General features: G+C 73.2%; 20 protein-coding genes. 13 read left to right on the forward strand and 7 right to left on the reverse strand.

The genetic code is table 11. The features are described from left to right. Positions 1-908 precede the first annotated feature (908 nt). Together AOJ26_RS01310 and AOJ26_RS01315 are read left to right on the forward strand one after the other, a co-directional pair. On the forward strand, positions 909-1,886 hold the full coding sequence (locus AOJ26_RS01310) for a pectate lyase family protein (protein ID WP_053846269.1): 978 nt from the start codon (positions 909-911) through the stop codon (positions 1,884-1,886). 45 nt (positions 1,887-1,931) lie between these two features. Then, a complete protein-coding gene (locus tag AOJ26_RS01315) occupies positions 1,932-2,735 on the forward strand; it encodes a pectate lyase (protein ID WP_053846270.1) in 804 nt (267 codons plus the stop codon). Positions 2,736-2,799: 64 nt separating this feature from the next. Here AOJ26_RS01315 and AOJ26_RS01320 read toward each other — a convergent pair whose 3' ends face one another. Then, complete coding sequence (locus AOJ26_RS01320; protein ID WP_053846287.1) at positions 2,800-3,558, reverse strand: PaaX family transcriptional regulator C-terminal domain-containing protein; 759 nt, start codon at positions 3,556-3,558, stop codon at positions 2,800-2,802. Positions 3,559-3,621: 63 nt separating this feature from the next. Here AOJ26_RS01320 and AOJ26_RS01325 point away from each other — a divergent pair, with 63 nt between their 5' ends. Both AOJ26_RS01325 and AOJ26_RS01330 read left to right on the forward strand, forming a co-directional pair. Further along, entirely contained in the window at positions 3,622-5,289 is a 1,668-nt protein-coding gene (locus AOJ26_RS01325) for an acyl-CoA dehydrogenase family protein (protein WP_053846271.1), read from the forward strand. Between the two features lie 137 nt (positions 5,290-5,426). Beyond that, positions 5,427-7,448 carry a hypothetical protein gene (locus AOJ26_RS01330; RefSeq protein WP_053846272.1) on the forward strand — a complete coding sequence of 674 codons (2,022 nt, stop codon included), beginning with the start codon at positions 5,427-5,429 and terminating at the stop codon, positions 7,446-7,448. A 131-nt stretch (positions 7,449-7,579) separates the two neighbouring features. On the opposite strand, the gene AOJ26_RS01335 is transcribed toward AOJ26_RS01330, so the two are convergent. After that, positions 7,580-8,167 carry a hypothetical protein gene (locus tag AOJ26_RS01335; RefSeq protein ID WP_053846273.1) on the reverse strand — a complete coding sequence of 196 codons (588 nt, stop codon included), beginning with the start codon at positions 8,165-8,167 and terminating at the stop codon, positions 7,580-7,582. Positions 8,168-8,452: 285 nt separating this feature from the next. On the opposite strand from AOJ26_RS01335, the gene AOJ26_RS01340 reads away from it, so the two are divergent. After that, positions 8,453-9,538, forward strand: a complete 1,086-nt coding sequence (locus AOJ26_RS01340) for a WD40/YVTN/BNR-like repeat-containing protein (protein WP_053846274.1) — start codon at positions 8,453-8,455, stop codon at positions 9,536-9,538. Positions 9,539-9,669: 131 nt separating this feature from the next. On the opposite strand, the gene AOJ26_RS01345 is transcribed toward AOJ26_RS01340, so the two are convergent. Then, positions 9,670-10,347 (reverse strand): uracil-DNA glycosylase, encoded by a 678-nt coding sequence (locus AOJ26_RS01345; RefSeq protein WP_053846275.1) that lies wholly within the window; start codon positions 10,345-10,347, stop codon positions 9,670-9,672. 155 nt (positions 10,348-10,502) lie between these two features. Here AOJ26_RS01345 and AOJ26_RS01350 point away from each other — a divergent pair, with 155 nt between their 5' ends. Continuing rightward, a complete protein-coding gene (locus AOJ26_RS01350; protein WP_053846276.1) occupies positions 10,503-11,486 on the forward strand; it encodes an N-acetylglucosamine kinase in 984 nt (327 codons plus the stop codon). Between the two features lie 95 nt (positions 11,487-11,581). Further along, the gene (locus AOJ26_RS01355; RefSeq protein WP_086724476.1) at positions 11,582-12,505 is read left to right on the forward strand and encodes a sirohydrochlorin chelatase; all 924 of its coding nucleotides are present in this window, start codon (positions 11,582-11,584) and stop codon (positions 12,503-12,505) included. A gap of 77 nt (positions 12,506-12,582) precedes the next feature. Here the strand turns inward: AOJ26_RS01355 and AOJ26_RS01360 are convergent, their stop codons facing one another. Both AOJ26_RS01360 and AOJ26_RS01365 read right to left on the reverse strand, forming a co-directional pair. Continuing rightward, positions 12,583-13,614 (reverse strand): lactonase family protein, encoded by a 1,032-nt coding sequence (locus tag AOJ26_RS01360; protein ID WP_053846278.1) that lies wholly within the window; start codon positions 13,612-13,614, stop codon positions 12,583-12,585. Between the two features lie 111 nt (positions 13,615-13,725). Next, positions 13,726-15,213, reverse strand: a complete 1,488-nt coding sequence (locus AOJ26_RS01365; RefSeq protein WP_053846279.1) for an FUSC family protein — start codon at positions 15,211-15,213, stop codon at positions 13,726-13,728. A gap of 200 nt (positions 15,214-15,413) precedes the next feature. On the opposite strand from AOJ26_RS01365, the gene AOJ26_RS01370 reads away from it, so the two are divergent. Together AOJ26_RS01370 and AOJ26_RS01375 are read left to right on the forward strand one after the other, a co-directional pair. Then, complete coding sequence (locus tag AOJ26_RS01370) at positions 15,414-15,890, forward strand: Lrp/AsnC family transcriptional regulator (protein WP_053846280.1); 477 nt, start codon at positions 15,414-15,416, stop codon at positions 15,888-15,890. Between the two features lie 20 nt (positions 15,891-15,910). Beyond that, on the forward strand, positions 15,911-16,600 hold the full coding sequence (locus tag AOJ26_RS01375; RefSeq protein ID WP_053846281.1) for an HAD family hydrolase: 690 nt from the start codon (positions 15,911-15,913) through the stop codon (positions 16,598-16,600). A 213-nt stretch (positions 16,601-16,813) separates the two neighbouring features. On the opposite strand, the gene AOJ26_RS01380 is transcribed toward AOJ26_RS01375, so the two are convergent. Beyond that, a complete protein-coding gene (locus tag AOJ26_RS01380; RefSeq protein WP_053846282.1) occupies positions 16,814-17,311 on the reverse strand; it encodes an FBP domain-containing protein in 498 nt (165 codons plus the stop codon). Positions 17,312-17,381: 70 nt separating this feature from the next. Here AOJ26_RS01380 and AOJ26_RS01385 point away from each other — a divergent pair, with 70 nt between their 5' ends. Together AOJ26_RS01385 and AOJ26_RS01390 are read left to right on the forward strand one after the other, a co-directional pair. After that, positions 17,382-17,951, forward strand: coding sequence for a TetR/AcrR family transcriptional regulator (locus AOJ26_RS01385; protein ID WP_053846283.1), 570 nt, complete (start codon positions 17,382-17,384; stop codon positions 17,949-17,951). A 17-nt stretch (positions 17,952-17,968) separates the two neighbouring features. Continuing rightward, the gene (locus AOJ26_RS01390; protein WP_053846284.1) at positions 17,969-19,165 is read left to right on the forward strand and encodes a GDSL-type esterase/lipase family protein; all 1,197 of its coding nucleotides are present in this window, start codon (positions 17,969-17,971) and stop codon (positions 19,163-19,165) included. A gap of 33 nt (positions 19,166-19,198) precedes the next feature. Here the strand turns inward: AOJ26_RS01390 and AOJ26_RS01395 are convergent, their stop codons facing one another. Continuing rightward, positions 19,199-20,002 carry a LysR substrate-binding domain-containing protein gene (locus AOJ26_RS01395; protein WP_053846285.1) on the reverse strand — a complete coding sequence of 268 codons (804 nt, stop codon included), beginning with the start codon at positions 20,000-20,002 and terminating at the stop codon, positions 19,199-19,201. A gap of 58 nt (positions 20,003-20,060) precedes the next feature. Here AOJ26_RS01395 and AOJ26_RS01400 point away from each other — a divergent pair, with 58 nt between their 5' ends. Further along, positions 20,061-20,444, forward strand: coding sequence for a DUF5997 family protein (locus AOJ26_RS01400; RefSeq protein ID WP_053846286.1), 384 nt, complete (start codon positions 20,061-20,063; stop codon positions 20,442-20,444). A 75-nt stretch (positions 20,445-20,519) separates the two neighbouring features. Further along, positions 20,520-22,691: a TerD family protein gene (locus tag AOJ26_RS01405; protein ID WP_053846288.1), complete on the forward strand. Its 2,172-nt coding sequence runs from the start codon at positions 20,520-20,522 to the stop codon at positions 22,689-22,691. The last annotated feature ends 241 nt before the right edge of the window (positions 22,692-22,932 follow it).

Consider the following 22,932-nt stretch of genomic DNA (forward strand, 5'->3'; position numbering starts at 1 on the left):
GTGGGGAGGCACTGCCGCTCACGGCCGGACCCGGCCCCGGGCTCGGGGAGGGGCGGCACAACCGGCCGTGACGACAGTGACGGTCCGGCGGCCCCCTCCTCGCGGATCAGCACGCCGTGGCCGAAGTCCTCGGCCCCGCGGGCCGGCCGTCCTGGGAGGCCTCGTCGCGCGCAGGGATGGAGGCGTTCGCCCCGGTGACGGCCGTCGGCATCCACGAGCCGTCCGGCCTGTCGGCGGCCCGGGCTTGCGACCAGGCGGGCCGGGCCCGGGATCAGGTAAGACGCAGGAGCGACCAGGCGGTACGCACGCGCCACCAGGCGGCCCCAGCACACGACCACTCGTGCCGCCCCGATCCGACCGGGCCCTCACCGGGAAGCACGTGGAGGGCGCAGCCCGGCTGCCCCTGGGCCGGCCTCCCGGGGCTCGCGGTCGCCCCGTGGACGCGCCGACGGTCCTGGCGCCGGAGGAGCCGCTCGGGACCGGTCGGCGGGCCGGCAGACAACCGGCCCCGCGCCCGGGCGAGGTGAGCACCGGGCCGCCGACGAACGTACCCGTACACGGAGGCACCACCGCCTCACCCCTCTCGGACGGTCTCGGCGATCCCTCGGAAGGGAAGCGTCCGGCGAGCATGGTGGCATGCACATGGCTGCCATGGAAGCGCTCCCACACATCGAAAGAATTCGCTTGCGCGCCCACCTCTCCCCGCCCGAGTGGCCGAATGTCTTCTGCGCAAAGCGTTGACCAGAAAGCGCTTACCCTCTACGTTCCGTTCAGCGATGTGACCGACCCGGTGCCGTGGGCCCACCTACTTCCGTATGGCACCGCATGTCGTGTTCAACATGGAGAACTTTTTTCACCTACATGACCAGTCAGGCGTCAGGTAGGCGCCACGAAGGGACGCACCCCGCATGCGTACTCGCCCCCCACGTACACACACGCAGAGATCCGCACTGGCCGCCGGTGCGGCCGTGCTCGCGACAGCGGCGGCCCTGGCCGTCCCGCAGCCGGCCGGGGCCGCCGAGAGCTCCCCCGTCGGTTTCGGCGCCGGAACGACCGGCGGCGGCAGCGCCTCCGCGGTCACCGTCTCCACACTGAGCGCCTTCAAGGCGGCCGTCACCGGCAGCACGGCGAAGGTGGTCAAGGTCAACGGCCTGATCTCGCTGAGCGGCACGGTCGACGTCGGCTCCAACACCACGGTCCTGGGCGTCGGTTCGTCGTCCGGGTTCACCGGCGGCGGACTGCGGCTGAAAAAGGTCACGAACGTCGTGGTCCGCAACCTGAACATCAGCAAGCCGCTCGCCCCCGCCGACGGCATCGAGGTGCAGGCCTCGACGAAGGTGTGGATCGACCACAACTCCTTCTCGGCAGACCGCGATCACGACAAGGACCACTACGACGGGCTGCTGGACATCAACCACGGCTCGGACAACGTCACGGTGTCCTGGAACACCTTCAAGGACCACTTCAAGGGCTCGCTCGTCGGCCACAGCGACAACAACGCGAGCGAGGACACCGGCCACTTGAAGGTGACCTACCACCACAACTGGTTCAACAACGTCAACTCGCGCATCCCCAGCCTGCGTTTCGGCACCGGACACTTCTACGACAACTACGTCGTCGGCGCCGAGACCGCGGTGCACTCGCGCATGGGCGCCCAGATGCTCGTGGAGAACAACGTCTTCCGCAGTACCGGAGTCGCTGTCACCACGAACCGGAGCAGCGACGTCGACGGATACGCCAACCTCCGCGGCAACGACCTCGGCGGAGCCGCCACCGAGGTCTCCCGGGTCGGCACCTTCACCAGCGCTCCGTACGGCTACACCGCCGAGCCCGCCTCCTCCGTCGTCACCTCGGTGACCGGCGGCGCGGGCGCCGGAAAGATCTGACCCCCACACACGTCCACCCCCCGACACGGAAAGAAGGACCGGGACATGACTTCTTCGGCACGTCCACGCGCGCGTACGCGTGCGCTGACCGGCGCCGCGGCCGCCCTCGGCCTCTCGGTTGGCATGATCATGACCATCCATGCTCCGACGGCGAGCGCGGCCACCTGGCCCACCGCGAACGGCAGCCAGGCGGTCTCCTCGACCATCAACCTGTCCGGCACCAAGGACTACGGGATGAAGCGCCTGTACGGCACGGGCGACCTGGGCAGCGGCAGCCAGGACGAGGACCAGGGGCCGATCCTCAACCTGGCCGCCGGCACCGTCCTGAAGAACGTGATCATCGGCGCCCCGGCCGCCGACGGCATCCACTGCGCGGGCAGCTGCACGCTCCAGAACGTGTGGTGGGAGGACGTCGGCGAGGACGCGGCGACCTTCCGCGGCTCCTCGTCGTCGAACGTGTACACCGTCTCCGGCGGTGGCGCGCGGTCGGCCAGCGACAAGGTGTTCCAGTTCAACGGCGCCGGCACGCTGAACATCTCCAACTTCGCGGTGCAGAACTTCGGCACCTTCGTGCGCTCCTGCGGCAACTGCTCCACTCAGTACAAGCGGACGATCAACCTCAACACCGTCGAGGCGACCTACTCGGGCAACAAGCTCGTCGGCATCAACACCAACTACGGCGACAGCGCGACCCTGAGGAACATCACGATCGTGGGCGACTCCGGCAAGAAGATCGTCCCGTGCCAGAAGTACATCGGGAACAACACGGGCAAGGAACCGACCACGAACGGCTCCGGTCCCGACGGCACGTACTGCAAGTACGCAACCTCCGACATCACCTACAAGTAGCCGCTCCGCAGGTGAAGGCGGCCGTACGAAGCGTCCCCGCACGGCGCTTCGTACGGCCGCCCCGTCATCTGCGCAGGTGGTCCTGGGGGACCGTGTCCGCCAGCTCCCGCTGGTAGTCCGCGTACGCGGAGCGCAGTTCGTCACCCGGCCAGTCGGGCGGCAGGAGCTCGGGCGGCAGCACCGGATCGGCCAGCAGATGGCGTACGACCGCCGCGAACCCGGTGAGCCGGTCCGCGGGCCGGTCCGCGCGGGTGACATGGGCCAGCAGCGCCCGGGCGTCGGCCGCCCAGTCGTCGAGGGGCCACAGAGCGGCGGCCAGTTCGGGGCCGGAACCGGCCGGGCGGGCCGTGCAGCGCCGGGCGACCCCGTCGAGGTCGTCCGGGAGCGGCCGGGCCAGGTTGGCGGGGCGCAGCCAGACGCCTTCGCGGAGTTCGGCGAGGCGCAGGGCGGCCAGCCGGGCGCGCAGGTCGGCACGTTCGGCCGGGCCGCGGCCCGTAGCGGTGATCACGACCATCTCCCAGTCGCCGCTCCACGCGCGCGTGCGGGGGTGCACGGAGTCGTCCTGGCGGCGCTGACGGGCGAGCAGCCGGTCGCTGAGGCCGTAGACGGTGTCGGCGCGCCGCAGGTCACCGGCGCCCACCATCCGGCTGAGCGCGGCACGCAGCGTGGAGCCGCCGACCCCGAACGGCTCCACCGCGCGGACCAAGTCCTTCACCGGCATCTCCGGCGGGTGCGCGCCGAGCAGCAGGCTCAGTACGACCGACCGGGCCGACAGCGGCCGCAGATCGACCTCACCGGACTGCTCCGACACGTTCCTCCGCATGGTCACGTACTGTACGACCCGCTTCATGTTGCACTATTGCTACAGCCGCAGAGGAAGTGCAACATGGACTGCATGGTCTCCCATCCCGCGTCCGCACGGTCCTCCGCCACCCACGCCGTCACCAACCAGGCCCCTCCCCTGGCTCCGTACGACGCCTCCGACGACCCCGTCCTGCTGGAAGGGCTGCGCCGCGAGGGCGCCGGCTGGGCCGAGGAGGGACTCCGGCGGCTCGGGCTGCGGGCCGGCAGTGCCGAGGCCCAGGAATGGGCGGATCTGGCCAACCGGCACGAGCCGGTGTTGCGCACGCACGACCGGTACGGCAACCGGGTCGACGAGGTCGACTTCCATCCGAGCTGGCACCACCTGATGCGGACGGCCGTCGCGGAGGGCCTGGCCGGCGCTCCGTGGGCGGAGGACCGTACCGGCGCCCATGTCGCCCGCACGGCGGGCGGGTTGGTGTGGGGTCACACGGACGCGGGCCACGGCTGCCCCACGTCGATGACGTACGCGGCGATCCCGGCGCTGCGCAGGGAGCCGGAGCTGGCGAAGGTCTACGAGCCCCTGCTGACCGGCCGTGAGTACGAGCCGGAGCTCAGGGTCCCGACCGAGAAGCGCGGGCTGCTGGCGGGCATGGGGATGACGGAGAAGCAGGGCGGCTCCGACGTCCGGACCAACACCACGACCGCCACGCCCACGGCGGAGTCCGGGGTGTACACGCTGCGCGGGCACAAGTGGTTCACGTCGGCGCCGATGTGCGACGTGTTCCTCGTGCTGGCCCAGGCGCCCGGTGGGCTGTCGTGCTTCCTGGTGCCCAGGATCCTGCCCGACGGCAGCCGCAACACCTTCCGCATCCAGCGGCTCAAGGACAAGCTCGGCAACCGGTCGAACGCCTCCTCCGAGCCCGAGTTCGACGCGACCGTGGCCTGGCTGGTCGGCCCCGAGGGGCAGGGCGTCAAGACGATCATCGAGATGGTCAACTGCACGCGCCTTGACTGCGTGATGATGTCGGCGACCCTGATGCGGAAGACACTGGTGGAGGCGGGTCACCATGCCCGGCACCGCAGCGCGTTCGGTGCCCGGCTGATCGACCAGCCGCTGATGCGCAACGTCCTGGCCGACCTCGCGCTGGAGTCGGAGGCCGCCACCACGCTCACCCTCCGGCTGGCGGGCGCCGCGGACCGGGCGGTGCGCGGGGACGCCGGTGAGCAGGCGTTCCGTCGCATCGCCACCGCGGTCGGCAAGTACTGGGTCACCAAACGGGGTCCGGCCTTCACCGCGGAGGCCCTGGAGTGCCTCGGCGGAAACGGGTACGTGGAGGACTCGGGCATGCCCCGGCACTACCGGGAGGCGCCCCTGCTGTCGATCTGGGAGGGCTCCGGGAACGTCAACGCCCTCGACGTCCTGCGGGCGTTGCGCCGTGATCCCGACACCGCTCGGGCTCTGTTCGGCGAACTCGCCCTGGCCCAGGGGGCGGACGCCCGCCTGGACTCGGCCGTGGCCCGTCTGAAGGACCTGTTGGCCACGGCGTCCGAGGCGGGTGCGCGCCGGCTGGTGGAGCACATGGCACTGACCCTTCAGGCCTCCCTCCTCGTCCGGTACGCCCCGCCCGCGGTCGCCGACGCGTTCTGCGCGACCCGGCTCGGCGGTGACTGGGGGCATGCCTTCGGCACACTGCCCGACGCCGCGGACGTGGACGCGGTCCTCGCACGGGCCCTGCCCGGGGGCAACTGAGGCCGCCGCGGGCTCATGTGGCGAGAACCGGGCCACCTCCCTGTCCGGATCGCTCAGCGTCACACCCTGATTCCGCTTCGTTGTCGGTCCCGTGGTGCAGACTCCGATCAGTTGGCACTTCGCCTGGGGAGGACAACGTGTTCACGGGGATCGACGAGGTCGACTGGGCCTCGCTGCGGCATGCGTACGGCAGCGCGGCGGACGTGCCCGGACTGCTGCGGGGGCTCGCCTCCGCGGACCCGGCCGAGCGGGAGGCCGCCCTCGACGGGATGTACGGCGCGGTGCACCACCAGGGGGACGTGTACGACGCGACCTCGGCCTGCGTTCCCTTCCTGCTCGCGCTCGTGGCGAGCGGGGAGGTCGCGGACCGGGCCGGCGTCGTCGAACTCCTCGTCAGCATCGGGGCGGAGAGCGCGAGAAGGGAGGACGGCGGCGCGGGCGGTCCGGGCACGCGCGCCCGTGCGGGGGTGCGCGCCGGCGCCGAGGTGTTCGTCGAGCTGGCGGGGGACGCCGACCCCTCCGTCCGCCGGGCGGTCCCCGAGGCCCTCGTGCGGTTCCTGGACGAACCGGACCGTGTGCTCGGCCTGTTGCGGGAGCGCTGTGCGCTGGAGCGGGACCGTCGGGTCCTGCTCGCCCTCACGGAGAGCCTGGGCCTCTTCGCGCGGCTGCATCCCGAACACGCGGCGGAGGCCGTCGAGTTGCTGACCGCGCAGAGCTCCCCGCCCCACGACCCCGGACTGCGGCTGGCCGCCCTCGGCCGGCTCGCCGAGTGCGCCCCCGACCGGCTTCCGGCCGATCTGGTGACGGTCGCCGTCGGGCTGCTCAGATCCCGGTCCGCGCTGCGGTCCGCCGGACGCGAGGCTGTCGGCTGCCCGCACACCGACACCCTCGCCCGTCGGTTACGACGGCTGCGCCCCTCGGACGAGGAGGGTTCGCAGTTGCTGCGCACCCTGCACCGCGCGCTCGGTGAGCGGCTCGACCAGCGCAGGGCGCTGCTGCGGGGGCAGTTGACCGGTCCGGACGCCGTCGACCGGTGCAACGCCGTGTGGATGGCGGCGGAGCTGTTCCGCGAGTGGCGCGGCGACTGGTCCGAGCCCGTCGGCCTGATCGGCTCCCAACTGGCCGTCGAGGAGGACAGGTTGCGCGATGCCGCGGTGTCCGTCCTGGAGGAGCTGTACGGCCTGGCCGCGCCCGCCGCCGACGATCTGGCAGCTCTGGTCGGCTCCCGGCCCGACCTGTGGGTACGGGCCCGGGCGCGCGGGGCATCGGCCCTGGGCGGTCCGCTCAGGGCCCTGGCCAGGAGCGGGGACCACCGGGCCGTTCCGGTGCTGGCACAGGTGCTGGCCGGTCCGGTCGTACCCGACGATCTGGGCTGGGTGATCTGCCACCTGGGCCCTGGGGCGGCCTCGCTCGCGCCCGCGCTGCGGCGCAGGCTGGGCGAGGTCGCGCCGGACTCGGCCGGGATCTTCGAGCGGGCCGTGCCGTTGTTGTCGGCGCTCAGCGCGCTGGGCGACGCGGAGGCCGTACCGGAGGTGCTGCGACTGCTGCGGGGCCTGCCGCTGGGGCTGCGGTTGCGGGACGCCGTGGTGGAGGCCGCCGTTCGCGCTCTGGAGGCGTTCGGGAGCGCGGCGCCCTCGCTGGTCGTACCCGTGTTGCGGGAGCTGCTGGAGACCGAGTGCGCGGCGGTGGCCGCGAGGGCGCTGTGGGCCGTGGAGGGGGACGCCTCGGCCGTACTGCCGGTGTTGATCGGGGAGTTGGCGGACGGGCGGCCCCGGCGGCGCGCGGCCGCGGGGGCGCTGGCGCGGCTCGGGCCGAAGGCCGGCGGTGCGCTGCCGGAGCTGCGGAGGACGGTGTCGTCGGAGGATGTGCGGGAGCGGGTGTCCGCCGCGTGTGCGGTGTGGCGGATCTCCGGGGACGGGGAGCTCGCCGCACCGGTCCTGCGGACGGCCTGGACGGACGCTCCCGCCACCCGCCGGGCCATCACCGCCTGTCTCGCCGTCCTCGGGCCTGCCGGGGAGCCGCTCCACGACCTCCTCCGTGCCGAACTGGCGGCTCGGCGACGGCATCTGACGTCGGCGTCCGTCGGATACGGCGGCCATGACGTGCGGGACGACGATCGGTTGCTGCGCGCTTGCCGGGAGGTGCTGGGGGCCGGGTAGGGGCGGCTCCGCACTCGCCGCAGGGCTTTCGTGCGGAGGGCGTACGGCGACGGCGGCGAGGTTCGGGTGCGGTTCGCGAGGGTCGCGAACCGCGGTCGTCGGCGCACTCCCCGCGGCCCCGGCCGCCGGTGCTACCTCCCGTCGGCCCGCCGGCCGCCCCACAGCGGTCCGAAGTGCGCCCAGTCCGTGTCCCACTGGTCGAGGCGGCGGCGTTCCATCCGGCCGCGGAGGACCCGGCCCCCCACGAAGGGCACGGCCGCCGTGCTCACGCCGACCAGCGCGCCGATGGCCGCGGCGCGGATCCGGGCCTGGCCCTCGGTGGCGGGCTGGGTCATCAGCCGCCCCTGCGCGTCGGTCCAGACGGTGACGGGAGTGCCCTGGGTGCTGCCGGGATCGACACGCACCTGCCCGGTGTGGGCGGAGCCGTCGGCCCCGGTCCAGGCCACCTCGCCCCAGACCCGGTCGCCGCTCGACGTGCCCGGGTCGGCCGCGCCGGGCGCCCGGTCGGCGAGGCGGGCCACGACGGGCCGCCACTCGACGCGCTCCAGCGCGAGCTGGTGTTCCACGGCCCGGCTGACCCCCAGGCCGGCGAGCACCCCGGCCACCACGGTGAGCAGCCAGGCACCGAGCACGACCCATGCCTCGACGGTGTCGGCGCGGCGTCTGAGGGGATTGCGTCGCCAGCGCCACAGCCAGACCTTGGGACCACGGAACGCCATCGAAGGCATCCTCCTCATGAGCGACGGGCGCACGAACATGCCGGACCGACCTCCCATACGGGAGATCACCTCTCGATGCTCACGGCTCGCGGCGAGTTCTCCGTCACGACGGTCCCAGCGGCCGCCCACCGCCGCGGGCATCTTGCCGAAAGCCGCCCGTCAATCGCCGCAGCCGGTTACCATCCCCGCCCTGACCTGCGGTGAAGGCCGTTCCGGAGGTGACTGTCAGTGGCGGGGTGCAGACTGGCCGGTGTCTGGGACAAAGACGTCACGGAGGTGACCGGTATGGCTGAGAAGCTGCTTGCCGTGGGGACGCGCAAGGGCCTGTTCATCGGGCGCGAGCGAGGCGGCACCTGGGAGTTCGACGAGAGTCCGTATTTCAACGCGCAGGCCGTGTACTCGGTGGCGATCGACACCCGGAGCGGGCGCCCGCGGCTGCTGGCCGGCGGGGACAGCGCGCACTGGGGGCCGTCGGTGTTCCACTCCGACGACCTGGGCCGCACCTGGACGGAGCCGGCCCAGCCCGCCGTGAAGTTCCCGAAGGACACCGGGGCCTCCCTGGAGCGGGTCTGGCAGCTCCACCCGGCGGCGGCCGAGCCGGACGTGGTGTACGCGGGCACCGAACCGGCCGCGCTGTACCGCTCGGAGGACCGCGGGGAGAGTTTCGAGCTGGTCCGGCCCCTGTGGGAGCATCCGACCCGGTCGAAGTGGGTGCCCGGGGGCGGCGGCGAGGGTCTGCACACCGTCCTGACCGACCAGCGGGACCCGAGCGCGGTGACGGTGGCCGTCTCCACGGCGGGGGTGTTCCGCACCCGGGACGGCGGCGCGAGCTGGGAGCCGGCCAACTCCGGTGTCTCCGCGGTGTTCCTGCCGGACCCGAACCCGGAGTTCGGCCAGTGCGTGCACAAGGTCGCCCGGGACGCGGCCGATCCCGACCGGCTGTACCTCCAGAACCACTGGGGTGTGTACAGGAGCGACGACGCGGGCGCGCACTGGACGGACATCGGCGAGGGTCTGCCGTCCACCTTCGGCTTCGCGGCGGCCGCCCATCCCCGTCGCGGTGGGACGGCGTACGTCTTCCCCATCAACGCCGACGCTGACCGTGTCCCGGCCGGTCACCGGTGCCGCGTCTTCCGCACGGCGGACGCCGGCAAGAGCTGGGAGCCGCTCACGGCGGGCCTGCCGCAGGAGGACCACTACGGCACGGTGCTGCGGGACGCGATGTGCACCGACGACGCGGACCCGGCCGGCGTCTACTTCGGCAACCGCAACGGCGAGGTGTACGCCTCGGCCGACGACGGCGACAGCTGGCGGCAGCTGGCCTCGCACCTGCCGGACGTGCTGTGTGTGCGGGCGGCGGTGGTCGGGTGATGCGGAGCGCCACCGCCGCCGCCGTCCTGACCGGGACGGCGGCGGCGTTCACCGGCACCCTGCCGCCGCTGTCGGTCACCGTCCTGGACCGTTCCTGACCTGACCCGGCTCACGCCCGCGTCGGGCACGGGCTACGGCAGTTGCCAGTTCACCGGCTGTCCCCCCTGCGCGACCAGCAGGTCGTTGGCCCGGCTGAAGGGGCGCGAGCCGAAGAAGCCGCGGTCCGCCGACATGGGCGAGGGATGGGCCGACTCGATCGCCGGGAGGTCGCCGAGCAGGGGGCGGAGGTTGCGGGCGTCGCGCCCCCACAGGATCGACACCAGTGGCTTCCCGCGCGCCGCCAGCGCCCGGATGGCCTGTTCGGTGACCTCCTCCCAGCCCTGCCCGCGGTGCGCGCCGGGCTTGCGCGGGGCGGTCGTCAGCGCCCTGTTGAGCAGGAGCACGCCCTGCTCGGTCCACGGCGTCAGATCGCCGTTCGAGGGTCTGGGCAGCCCGAGGTCGGAGTGCATCTCCCGGAAGATGTTCTCCAGGCTCCCCGGCAGCGAGCGCACCTCGGGCGCGACCGCGAAACTCAGCCCGATCGCCATGCCCGGGGTGGGATAGGGGTCCTGACCGACGATCAGGACGCGGACGTCGTCGAAGGGCTGCTGGAAGGCCCGCAGGACGTTCGCCCCGGCCGGGAGGTAGGTCCGGCCCGCCGCTATCTCGGCCCGGAGGAAGTCCCCCATGTGCGCGATGCGTTCGGCCACGGGTTCGAGGGCCTTCGCCCAGCCCGCCTCGACAAGTTCGTACAAGGGTCGTGGTGCCACGGCGCGTCACTCTACTGGCACCCACTGACACCCCGCATACCCAGGGAAGTCCCCCCGCGCCGGCCGTCCCGCAGGCGCTACCCTTCCTCCGCGTCGAGATCTTCGAGCCGGCCGGGCCGAGCGCGCCGCCGGTCGTCGGGAAGGAGGGGTGCCTCGTGCACTCAGCGGCCGGGGACGGGTTCCTCGCCGTCGACTCCGGCGGCTCCGGTCTGCGGGTCGTCGTCGGCACCCCCGACGGGGGCACGACCGCCCCCCGGGAGTCGCGGGTACCGGTGCGGACCGGGCCGCGCGGCATCGATCCGGGGCATCTGATGGAGCAACTGGTTCCGCTGGTCCGGGGGTTGCTGCCGGAGTCCGGGGTGAGCGGGCTGGGCACCGCCGTGGTGGGGGCGGCCGGTCTCGCGACCCTGGGCGATGCCCTGCGGGCGGAGCTTCCCGGCGCGCTGGAGCGGGAGTTCGGGGTGCGGACCGTCGCGCTCGTCGCGGACGCCGTGACCGCCTACACCGGTGCTCTCGGACCTCGCGCGGGTGCCGTCGTCGCCGCCGGAACCGGTCTCATCGCCGTCGGCACCGACCTCAGGACCTGGCGCCGTGCGGACGGGTGGGGTCATCTGCTGGGCGACTGCGGGGGCGGCGCGTGGATCGGGCGGGCCGGTCTGGAGGCCGCACTGCGTGCCCACGACGGGCGGTCCGGGGGTTCGGCGGCGCTGCTGGCCCGGGCGGAGGAGTCGTTCGGGCCGGTCCGGGAGCTGCCCGGCCGGCTCTATCCGCGGACGGACCGGCCGGCCGTCCTCGCGTCCTTCGTGCCCCAGGTGGCGGCCTGCGCCGAGAGCGACCCGGTGGCCCGGGGAATCCTGCGCGAGGCGGCCCGGCACATGGCCGACTCCGCGGCCGCGGTCTGTCCGGCGCAGGGCGAGGCGCATGTCGGCCTCACCGGTGGCTTGTTCAGGATGGGTGCCCCCCTCCTCGTACCGCTGGAGGAGGAACTGGAGCGACGGCTGCCGGGCGTCCGGGTGGTCCCTGCCGCGGGCGGGCCGTTGGAGGGATCCGTACAGATCGCCACAGACCTGGCGCGGGGTTCGCTCAGACTGCCGCCCGATGCGGCGATGTTGTACGTGGTGACCCCAAAGAGGGGCTGAAGCGGACGTAACTCATCAGACAAAACCGGACGGATACCGCTCACCTGCACCCTCCCCGAACAGGGAAGCCCAGGAAGCCAGTAACATGCGTCGCCATGAGCTCCCCCACTGGGCCCGCGTCCGGCCTGCCAGTACGAATGCCGCGACCTCGCCAGCCCGGGCGGCACCGCCGACCCGAGCCGCTGGCGGCTCCCGAGGGCGCGCCCGCGCTCGTTCTCGCGGTGCCCGGTACGCCCGGCGCCGCCACGCGCGGCCTCGCCGAGGAGGTCGTGAGCATCGCCCGCTCCGAGCTGCCCGGCCTCGACGCGCGGATCGGCTACCTGGACGGGGACGACTCGGAGTTTCCCACGCTCCAGGCCGTGCTGGCCCACACCGCCGACGAGCGCACCGCCCGTTACGAGCAGGCCAAGGCCGCCGGGGTGGACGTCAAGGAGCCCGAGGGGCCTGTCGCCGTCGTGGTGCCGCTGCTCGCCGGTCCGGACAGCTCGATGCTGCGCCGGATCCGCCAGGCCGTGATGGACAGCCGGATCGCGGCCGACCTCACCGATGTGCTGGGCCCGCACCCGCTGCTCGCCGAGGCGCTGCACGTGCGGCTGTCGGAGGCCGGGCTGGCCCGCGCCGACCGCGCTCGCCTGTTCGCCGTGACGACGGCCGCGGACGGCATCATCCTGGGCGCGGTGGGCGGCGAGGAGGCGGTGCAGGCGGCCGGGATCACCGGCATGCTGCTCGCCGCGCGGCTGGCCGTGCCGGTGATGGCGGCGGCGCTCGACCAGGACGGCTCGATCGCGTCCATCGCCGACCAGCTGCGGTCCTCCGGGTCGCAGCAGCTCGCGCTCGCGCCGTACCTGATAGGGCCGGAGATCGATCCCGCCGTGATCGAGGAGGCCGCCAAGGAGGCCGGTTGCGCCGCCGCCGAGCCGCTCGGCCCCTACCCGGCGATCGGCAAGCTCGTCCTCGCCAAGTACACGACCGCGCTGGGCATCGCCCCGCAGCAGGCACAGGGCGCGCCGGTGCGCTGAGCGCCCGCCGCGACCGCGTGACACCGAAAGGCCCGCTCCGTCCGTCGGAGCGGGCCCTTCGGCGTGCGGTCCGCGGCTCAGCCGAAGATCACGCAGGAGGCGGCCGGTACGTCGACCGAGCCCTCGTAGCGGGGCAGGCCGGTCGCCGGGTCCACGGCGAACCAGGTCACCTCGCCGGAGCGTTCGTTCGCCACGTACAGGAAGCCGCCGGACTCCGCGAGGGCCCGGGGCCAGCGGCCGCCGCAGATGACCGTGCCGACCAGGCGCAGTCCGTCGCCCTCGACGGCGAACGTGGACAGCACGTCCTCGCCGCGGGTGGCGGTCCACACGAACCGGCCGTCGGGGGACGTGACGACACCCGACGGGTACGCGTCGCCCGCGGGGGCGCCCGCGAGCACCGGGATCTCGCTCAGGGGCTTCAGGGAACCGTCCCCGGCGTCCCAGCGGCACACGGTGAGGGTCGGAGTGAGCTCGTTGAGGACGTAGGCGCGGGTGCCGTCGGGGTGGAAGGCCAGGTGGCGGGGGCCCGAGCCGGGGCGCAGGGCGATCTCGCGGTGCAGGCCGAGGGCACCGGCCGTCAGGGTGCACACCCGCACGGAGTCCGTGCCGAGGTCGACGCTGACGATCCATCGCCCGCTCGGGTCGGGCTGCACCTGGTGGGCGTGCGGGCCCTGCTGGCGGGGTGTGTGCGGGCCCGAGCCGGTGTGCCGGAGCACGTCGGAGGGGGCGCCCGCGAGGGAGCCGTCGGCGCGCAGCGGCAGGGTGGTGACGCTGCCGGAGCCGTAGTTGGCGGTGAGGACGTGGCCGGCGTGCACGGCGAGGTGGGTGGGTCCGTTGCCGTCCACCGTCACCGGCGGGCCGGCCGGCTCGGGCCGGTCGCCGGTCACCCGGTACGCGGCGACCGCGCCCTCGGCCGTCTCACTGACCGCGTAGAGCACCTCCCCGTCGGCCGACAGGGCCAGGTACGACGGATCGGGTACGCCGTTCAGGCCGTTCAGCACCTTCAGCGCGCCCGTGGCCGGGGTCACCGCGGCCGTCACGATGCCGGGGCCTCCCGCCGCCGTGAACGACCCGATCCAGGCCCGTCGCCGTCCGCCGCCGTCTGCCACAGTCGTCCCCTCTCGGTCTGTGCCGTCGGGGCGACGGTAGCAGTCGATCACTACCGGTCTAGACCAACCGTGGGAAATTCACGGGGCCGTCACGGACATGGCCGTGTCGGTTCAGGCCCCCACCAGCGGCGAGCCGGTCGGGGTCCGCAAGGGCGCCGCCAGCTCCGCGAGCGCCCGTTCCAGTCCGTGCAGATGGGCCAGTGCGGGCTCCTCGGCGTGGGGGCGGTCCGCCACCGGCAGGTCCCTGCCGTCGGTGAGCGCCTCCACGACGGTCTCCACACGGCGGCACGCGGTGGTCAGGCGGCTGTCGTGCGATGCCTCGGGGTCGGCGGCGACGGCGACCAGGCCCCGGATCTCCCGGGCGCAGTCGTCGAGGAGGGCCAGGACCCGGCGGGCGCGCCGCTTGCGGGCCGGCACGGGACTGAGGGGGTGCACCAGCGGGGCCACCGACAGGCGGACCCGGCCGAGCAGGTGCTCCAGTTCCGCGACGCGGCCGGCCGGGTCGGCGCCCGGTACGCCCGCGAGGCGGGCCGCGGCCTCGGCGGTGCAGGCGTGCACGCAGCGCAGGGCGCGCTGGATCCAGGCGTCGGTGACGCTGTGGGTGGTGATCGGCAGCACGAACAGCACCGCCAGGACCGCCCCGACCGCGCCCACGCCGGTCTCCGCGAGCCGCAGCGCCAGCAGGCCGGGCTCCAGGACGCCGAGGAGGCCGTAGAGGAGCTCGGCGAGCAGGGTGACCCAGAGCATCATCCAGGTGTACGACACGGCGGCCGTGTAGAAGATGCCGAAGACGCAGACCGCGACGAGGACGGCCGTGGGCGCCGGTGCCCCGTGCAGCGGCAGGGCGACGAGCAGGCCGAGTCCGATGCCGATCACCGTGCCGAGGACGCGGCGGAAGCCGCGCACCAGGGTCTCGCCGCGCGAGGCGGTGTTCACGAAGATCCACCAGGTGGCGCCGACGGCCCAGTACCAGCGCTGACCGGAGACGAACTGGCCGACGACCAGGGCGAAGCCCGCGCCCGCCACGGCCTGCACCGCCTGGCGGGTGGTCGCGCGGGCGAGGCCGGTGCCGGCGGGCGCCGCGGGCACGGGGGCCGGGGGCAGCCGGCGCTCGTAGCACCACAGGCCGAAGCGGACCGCGGCGGCGGTGAGCACGGACAGCAGGACGGCGGCGTGGAGCTCGGGCAGCCGGTCGGTGGTCGCGTGCAGGAACTGCGCCACGAAGAAGGTCATGAACGCGAAGACGCCGAGGCTGTGTCCGCGCGGGCCCCAGCGCCGGGCGTACACGCCGGCGCCGACCACAGCGAGGAAGGTGAGGTCGCGGGCGACGGGATGGTCGTGGAGCCAGGCCGCTGCGGTGAGGACGGGGAGGCCGACGGCGGGCAGCAGGGCGGTGGTGAGCGCCTGCCCCCGGACGGTGGCGTCCGTGACGGTGAACAGGGCGAGCAGCGCGGCGAGACCGCCGGTGACGGCACCGGCGAGCGAGTGGCCCGCGAGACCGCACACCACGACGGCCAGTCCGATCCCGAGCACCGCCCGCGCGGCGAAGCGCAGCCGGACCCGGCCCGGGTCCGGCGCCATGAACACCCTCTTCAGCACGTACCGCCCCCTGCACCTCTCGGACACCGGCATGGAAAAGGCGCCGCGGGGGTCCGCAGCGCCATCGACGGACCCATTGCAGCATCCTCGCAGCTGTCGGCTCAAGCGAGGTCGATTACGCTGGTCCATTGGTACAGCGAAGGCGGTCCCGGAGCGGCCGTCGGCGGGCCAAGGGACCAGGCACGAGGAGGCCGTACGCCATGGCCGTGGACGAACTCGACACCCGCATCCTGCGGTTGCTGCTGGAGCAGCCGCGGACGAGCGTGCGGGAGTACGCGCGGATCCTCGGGATCGCCCGGGGCACCTTGCAGGCGCGACTGGACCGGCTGGAGCGGGACGGGGTGATCACCGGTACGGGACCCTCGCTGTCGCCGGCCGCGCTCGGGCATCCGGTGCTGGCGTTCGTGCACATCGAGGTGACCCAGGGGCGGCTCGACGACGTGGGGGACGCGCTGGCGGCCGTGCCGGAGATCGTGGAGGCGTTCTCGACCGCGGGCGGCGGGGATCTGCTGGCGCGGGTCGTGGCCCGGGACAACGCGCACCTGGAGGACGTCATCCAGACCGTGATCAGCATGCCGGGAGTGGTGCGCACGCGGACCGAGGTGGCGCTGCGGGAGCGGGTCCCGTACCGGCTGCTGCCGCTGGTGGAGTCGGTCGGGCGCGCCACCCGGAGTTGATCTTTGACATCCTGGGGACCATGAGCGGGCTCAGCGGGACAGCGGTCGTCTTCGACCTCGACGGAACCCTCGTGGACAGCGAGCCGAACTACTACGAGGCAGGGCGCCGGACCCTCGCCGAGCACGGCGTTGCGGACTTCACCTGGACGGACCACGAGCGGTACGTCGGGATCAGCACCCGGGAGACGGTGACGCGGTGGAAGTCCCGGTACGGGCTGCGGGCGTCCGTGCCGGAGCTGCTCGCGGACAAGAACCGGCGCTATCTGGAGCTGGCCCGCACCGCCACGCGCGTGTACCCCGAGATGCGCGCGTTCGTGGAGCTGCTCGCCGGTGAGGGCGTCCCGATGGCCGTGGCCTCCGGGTCCTCACCGGCGGCCATCGACGCGATCCTGGCCGGGACGGGCCTCGACGCGTATCTGCGGACGACCGTCTCCGCCGACGAGGTCGCCCACGGCAAGCCCGCGCCGGACGTCTTCCTGGAGGCGGCCCGCCGGCTCGGCGTCGCGCCGGCCGACTGCGTGGTCCTGGAGGACGCGACTCCCGGCGCCGCCGCCGCGCACGCGGCCGGGATGCGGTGCATCGCCGTTCCGTACCTCGCGGCCCAGGCCGACGCACCCGAGTTCGCCCGTGCGGGTCTGCTCCTGCGGGGCGGGCAGGAGGAGTTCACGGCCCGGGCGGCCCTGGACTGGCTGGTGCGGGGCGGGAGTTGAGGGGGCGCTTGGTCCCGGCCGCGACCAGCGCCGCGGTCCACGGCCCCCGGGCCGACCGGAGATTCGGGTTCGGACGGAGCGCGCTGTCCGGGGCACGGTCGGCCCGGACGCGCCCCGGCCGGTCGTAGGCGCCGCGGCAGCCGGTCCGACGGCGCACCTGGTTTCGCTCCCTTCCGGTCCCCTCACCTCGTACTCCCCCGGCCCGTGGGCGCCTCACACCGCGCTCGTCACCTTGGCGACGAAGGCGGCGAGGTTCGCCACAGTCCGCCGGATCTTCTCGTCCACGGTGAGCGTCTCGTGCAGCCGCGCGCCGGCGCCCGCGTCCTTCTTGCCGCGTACGTACAGCGAGCAGGCGAGGTCGTCGCACATGTACGCCCCCACGGAGTTGCCCTGCTGCCCCGCCTTGCCCGCTTTCGGAGCGACCATCAGGCTGACGCCGCCGGAGTGGGTGGTCAGGCACAGCGAGCACATGCTGCGCCGGGTCTGCCAGGAGCCTGCGGCCGAGCCGCGCAGCGCGAGGGCGGTCGGACGGCCGTCCAGGACGGTCACCAGGTAGGCGCGGTCGGGGGCCTGCGGATCGCGCCAGCCGAGGTAGTCCAGGTCCTCCCACGGCCGTTCGGCCAGGTCACGCGGCACCGACAGTCGCTTCGCCTCGCCCTTGGTGCAGTTCACGAAGGCGGCACGGATCTCTCGCTCGGTCATCGGTTCCATAAGCCCAAGCTAGTTTGCCTAAAAGCTTTAGGCAAATGCATAATCGACTCCGGCGAACGAGAGGACGGCTATGGCACGGGCAGGGCTGACCACGGAGCGACTGGTACGGGCGGGCGCGGAACTGGCCGACGAGGTGGGCTTCGACCAGGTGACCGTCTCGGAGCTCGCCCGCCGGTTCGACGTCAAGGTGGCGAGCCTGTACTCGCACGTGAGGAACTCCCAGGACCTCAAGACGCGGATCGCCCTGTTCGCCCTGGAGGAACTCGCCGACCTCTCCGCCGACGCGGTCGCCGGACGGGCCGGCAAGGACGCCCTGACCGACTTCGCGAACGTCTACCGCGACTACGCCCACGCCCATCCCGGCCGTGCCGCGGCCGCCCGGACCAGGCTCGACCCCGAGACCGCGGCCGCCAGCGCGGGCGTCCGGCAGGCCCAGATGATGCGGGCCATCCTGCGCGGCTACGACCTGCCCGAACCCGACCAGACCCACGCCGTACGACTCCTGGGCAGCACCTTCCACGGCTACGCGAGCCTGGAGGGGGCAGGCGGGTTCAGCCACAGCTCCCCCGACTCCGAGGAGTCCTGGAAACGGATCCTGGACGCCCTCGACTCGCTGTTGCGCAACTGGCCCACCCGCTGACCGACAGGCTGAGGAACATGCACGACTGGATCACCACCCCCGTCACGGCCGAGATGCTGCGCGGCGCCCTCGACGTGGAGCGCACCGAGCACGGGGTGCTGCCGCACCGGCTGCCCGCGCGGGCCCGTGCCCAGAACACCGACGGCCAGCTGGCCACGGCCGAGTCCCAGCCGTCCGGCGTCCGGCTGGTCCTGCGCACCCGGGCCACCGCGCTGGAGCTGGACACCCTGCCGACCAAGCAGTCCTACGTCGGCGCGCCGCCCCGCCCGCACGGCCTGTACGACCTGGTCGTCGACGGGCGTCCGGCCGGGCAGGGCAGTGTGCGCGGCGGCAACGTCATCACCGTCGACATGACCGAGGGGACGTCCGAGGTCCGGCCGGGAGCGCCCGGCACCGTCCGGTTCGACGGACTGTCCGGCGAGCTCAAGGACATCGAGATCTGGCTGCCGCACAACGAGACCACCGAGCTGATCGCCCTGCGCACCGACGCGCCCGTCGAACCCGCGCCCCGCGGGGACCGCAGGGTGTGGCTGCACCACGGCAGCTCAATCAGCCACGGGTCCGACGCGGCGAGCCCCACCGGCATCTGGCCCGCGGTCGCCGCGGCACTGGGCGGCGTGGAGCTGATCAACCTGGGCCTCGCGGGGAGCGCGCTGCTCGACCCGTTCACCGCGCGGGCCGTGCGGGACACCCCGGCGGACCTCATCAGCCTCAAGATCGGCATCAACATCGTCAACCACGACCTGATGCGGCTGCGCGCCTTCGGCCCGGCGGTCCACGGCTTCCTCGACACGGTCCGCGAGGGCCACCCGGACACGCCCCTGCTGGTCGTCTCCCCCATCCTGTGCCCGATCCACGAGGACACGCCGGGTCCCTGCTTCCCCGACGTCAGCGAACTCGGCGAGGGCCGGCTGCGCTTCAGGACCCTGGGCGACCCGGCGGAACGCGCGAGCGGGAAGCTGACCCTCCAGGTCATCCGCGAGGAACTGGCCCGGATCGTGAAACAGCGCGCCGCCGACGACCCCCACCTGCACTACCTCGACGGCCGCGAGCTGTACGGCGAGGCCGACTGGGCGGAGCTGCCCCTCCCGGACGACCTGCACCCGGACGCGACGACACACCGGCGCATGGGGGAGCGCTTCGCGGGGATCGCTTTCGGGGCCGACGGCGTGTTCGCCGAGGGCCGCGGAGACTCCGGCGGCTCCGGCGACTGAGGCGGGGCGCCACCCGGGCCGCCGCCGTGCGGGCTACCCCCTGCGCTTGGGCTTGCCCCGCCGGGCGCCCGCACCCTTGGACCCGCCGGCCCCACCGGACCGGCCGGACCCCCCGCGCGCGCCCTTGGCCGCGCCGGAGGACCCGCGTGCCGCGCTCTTGCCGGCACCCGCCGGCTTGCGGCCGGCGCCCTTCTCGGGGCGTTGCCTGCGGTCCGGCTCCGGCTGGGTGCGGCCCCGGGAGCTGTTGGGGGTACGGCCCCGGACGATGCCGATGAAGTCCTCGACCATGTCCGTCGTCGCGTCCTCCCGCCAGGACAGGGCGACGCCGGACTGCGGGGCGTCGACGAGCGGGCGGTAGGTGAGGTCGCGGCGGTGGTGGAGGCGGGCCAGGGACTGGGGCACGACCAGGACGCCGATGTTCGCCGCCACGAGCTCGATCGCGTCCGCCGTGGTGGCCGGGCGTTCGAAGGCCGGCTCGCCGGGCGGCTGCTCCCAGCCGATGACGTCGTCGAGGGGATGGAGGACGACCTCGTCGGCGAGGTCCTCCAGGGTGACCTCCTCGGCCGCCGTCACCACGTGGTCCTTGGGGACCACGACGACCGTGGTCTCGGTGTAGAGGGGGATCGCGCTGAACACCGTACGGTCGACCGGCAGTCGTACGAACCCCGCGTCCGCGGTCCCGTCGCGCAACACGTCGGAGGCCTCGGCGGCGGTCACCTGGAGGAGCTCCAGGGGGATGTCCGGCAGGCGCTCGTTCCAGATCCGCACCCACTTGGCGGGCGTCACCCCGGGGACGTACGCGAGCCGGAAGGAGGGGGATGCTGGCGAGTCGGTCACGCGGCAAGGTTACCCACTGTGGTCGGAGGTCTGGTGCGCGGCCGATAGTCTGGACTCCATGAAGTCGCACCAGAGCACCCAGACGATGAAGCCCGCCACCGCGGCGAAGAAGCTGGGTGTGTACCTCCCTGCCACCCCCGCCGAGTTCCAGGAGGGTGTCGTCTCGCGCGCCGAGTTCAACGAACTCCAGACGAACCCGCCCCAGTGGTTGCAGGACCTGCGACGCAACGGCCCGCACCCCCGCCCGGTCGTCGCCGCGCGGCTGGGTGTCTCCATCGCCGGCCTCGCGCGCGGCGGGGTCACCGAGCCGCTGACGACCGAGCAGATCGAGGCGCTGCGGGAAGAGCAGCCCGAGTGGCTGGAGAAGGAGCGCGCCACGCAGGCGGAGGTCCGCAAGGAGGCGGCGCGCATCAAGGAGAAGAAGCAGGGCCAGGAGTCCTGACCCCGGGGGCCGTACGAGTCCGGGCCCCCGAAAACTCCCGTGCGCCGGGTCGAACACCTCTGCGACCATTCCGGCATGGTCCACCGTCTCGAATCCCTGGTCGTTCGGCATGCCCTCCGGCTGCCCGCCCCCGCGGGCCCCGCCGGTGCGGGCGACGTCGCGGCGCGGCAGTTCGACGCCGCGCTGATGTCCGTCGGCTTCAAGCTGTCGGCCGACGCGCTGAGGACGTTGTCGGGACTGTCCGGGAGCACGGTCGTCGACACCGCCGTGCCCACGCTCGCCACCGTCCGTGAGATGGCCGGCGACCATGTGCGGCACAACGTCTACTTCAAGGACTTCCCGGCGAACGTCCCGGACACCTTCGACTTCTGGATGCGCTGCGTGCGCGAGGCCCTGGAGGACGGCAAGGCCCGCTCCGGCGTCCTCGCCCAGCTCCGCAACGGCGTGGTCAACCTGCTGACGCTGCCGTCGTACGGCAACTACCGGCACACCTACGACGAGATGCTCGCCGCGCACGACGAGCTGACGGCCGCGGTCGGCGACCGGCTGACCGTCCTGCACCTGGGCGGCCCCCTGGAGGACGAGCTCACCGCCCTGTACCTGGCGCTGGCCGGCAGCGCCACTCCGCTCGGGGACGCGCACCTGGCCGATCTCAGGGTGCTCGCCGAGCACTGCGCGGACGGCCCCCAGCCGGCGGCGATCCCGGTGCGGGAGAACCGTGCCGTCGTCAACGAGGCCCGGCTGAAGGCGGGTTCGGGCCTGCTCCTGGACACCGTGACCGATGTGCTGCGGCTGGCCTGCGCGGTGTCCGGCGGCGATGTGTCCCTCCAGGAGCCGACCCGGTTCCGGGCGCTGTCGCGGCCGGTCCGCAGGGCGCTGCTCGCGGGGCTCGACGCGGTCGTGGCGGCGGCCCCGGCCAAGCTCGCCGACGTGCTCACGCACCGTGAGGCCTTCAAGCGGCTCGGCGAGCGGCTGCACCCGCACGAGTACCGGCAGTGGCCGCGTGCCGCCGAGGTGTTCGCCGTCGCCCGGGGCGAGATGAAGGCGTACACCTTCGACGCCCGTGTCGAGGCGCTCTTCGGCGCGGACGACGTCACGGGGGCCGTGGAGCTGCTCAGGTCCGCGCCGGGCAAGCTCTTCCGTTCGCTGGACCGGCTGCTGCGCGCCGCGCGCACGCCGGAGGAGCGGGACACCGTGCTGGCCGCCGTCGAGGAGGTCGCCCCGGAGGTCTCGGGACGGGTCGTGCTGTCGGTGCGTGAGCATCTGCAGAACCGGGCCGTGGAGTCGGGCCGGAAGCGGGTGTTCGTCAACCGTCTCGGCCGCGCGCACGTCGCCGAAGACACGCGTACGGCCGTACCGGAGAGGGAGATCGGGCGCCTGATCGCCTTGCTGGACGCGGAGACCGCTCGTCGACTTCCTTCCCCGGAGCGGCTGTTGGTCGGTCCCGACGTCCTCGACGTGGCGCTTCCGCTCAGCGGGCGGGCGACCTCGGGCGGGCTCGGTGTGCTGCCCCGCGGGTCCCTCTCGCCGGTGGACGGGGAGCTGCTGCGGTTCTTCGTGTACTGGAAGCAGGCTCAGCGGGTCACCGACTACGACCTGTCGGCGCTGCTGCTGGACGCCGACTACGAGACGGTGTCGTGGCTGTCCTACACCAATCTCCGTGAGGTGGAGGGCGAGCACTCGGGTGACATCACCGACGCCCCCGACGGCGCTTCGGAGTTCATCAACCTGCGGCTTGGGGCGGTGCGGGGCACGTACATCGTGCCGCAGGTCAACATCTACTCCGGGGAGCGGTTCGAGGAGGCCGAGGAGTCGTTCTTCGGGTTCATGCTGCGGGAGGGCGAGCAGCGGGGGCGGCCCTTCGAGGCGCGTACCGTGCGGATGAAGTCGGAGCTGCGCGGGCCCGGCCGGGTGGCCCTGCCGCTGGCCTTCCGCCGTGGCCAGGACGGGAGTTGGCACGCCAAGTGGCTGCACCTGTACCTGAAGGGGCATCCGGAGTACAACCGGGTCGAGGGCAACCGGGTGTCGGTGGCCACACTGTTGCGGGCCGTCGTCGAACGGGAGCAGCTCACGGTCGGGTACCTGACCGCGCTGATGGCGAACCGCGGTACGGACGTGGCGGCCTGGGACCCCGAGTCGGTGCCGGAGGGGCCCGTGACGTACATCGGACTGGAGCGTCCCGAGGGGCTGCACCCGGACTCGGTCGTCATCACCCCGGAAAACCTCCGCGACTTGATCCCCGAGTGACTGCTAGCGTTCGTCCTGGCGAGGCCATGGAAGGGCTTCCTTCTCATCTTAGATGAGCCCCCATGGGGCTTGGATCTCCAGTCCTTCCGCTCTCCTCGCCCCGACGTCGTCGACGAGGAGGGCGAAGGGACTGGGGCTTGGAGAAAGCCGGTTTGCAACCGGTGAGAAGGAAGCCCCTTCATGGCCTCGTGCGACGACGTCGGGGCGAGGAGAGCGGAAGGACTGGAGATCCAAGCCCCAT

Origin of the sequence: Streptomyces sp. NRRL B-24085 (genome assembly GCF_001282115.1) — a bacterium.
Taxonomy (GTDB): Bacteria; Actinomycetota; Actinomycetes; order Streptomycetales; family Streptomycetaceae; genus Streptomyces.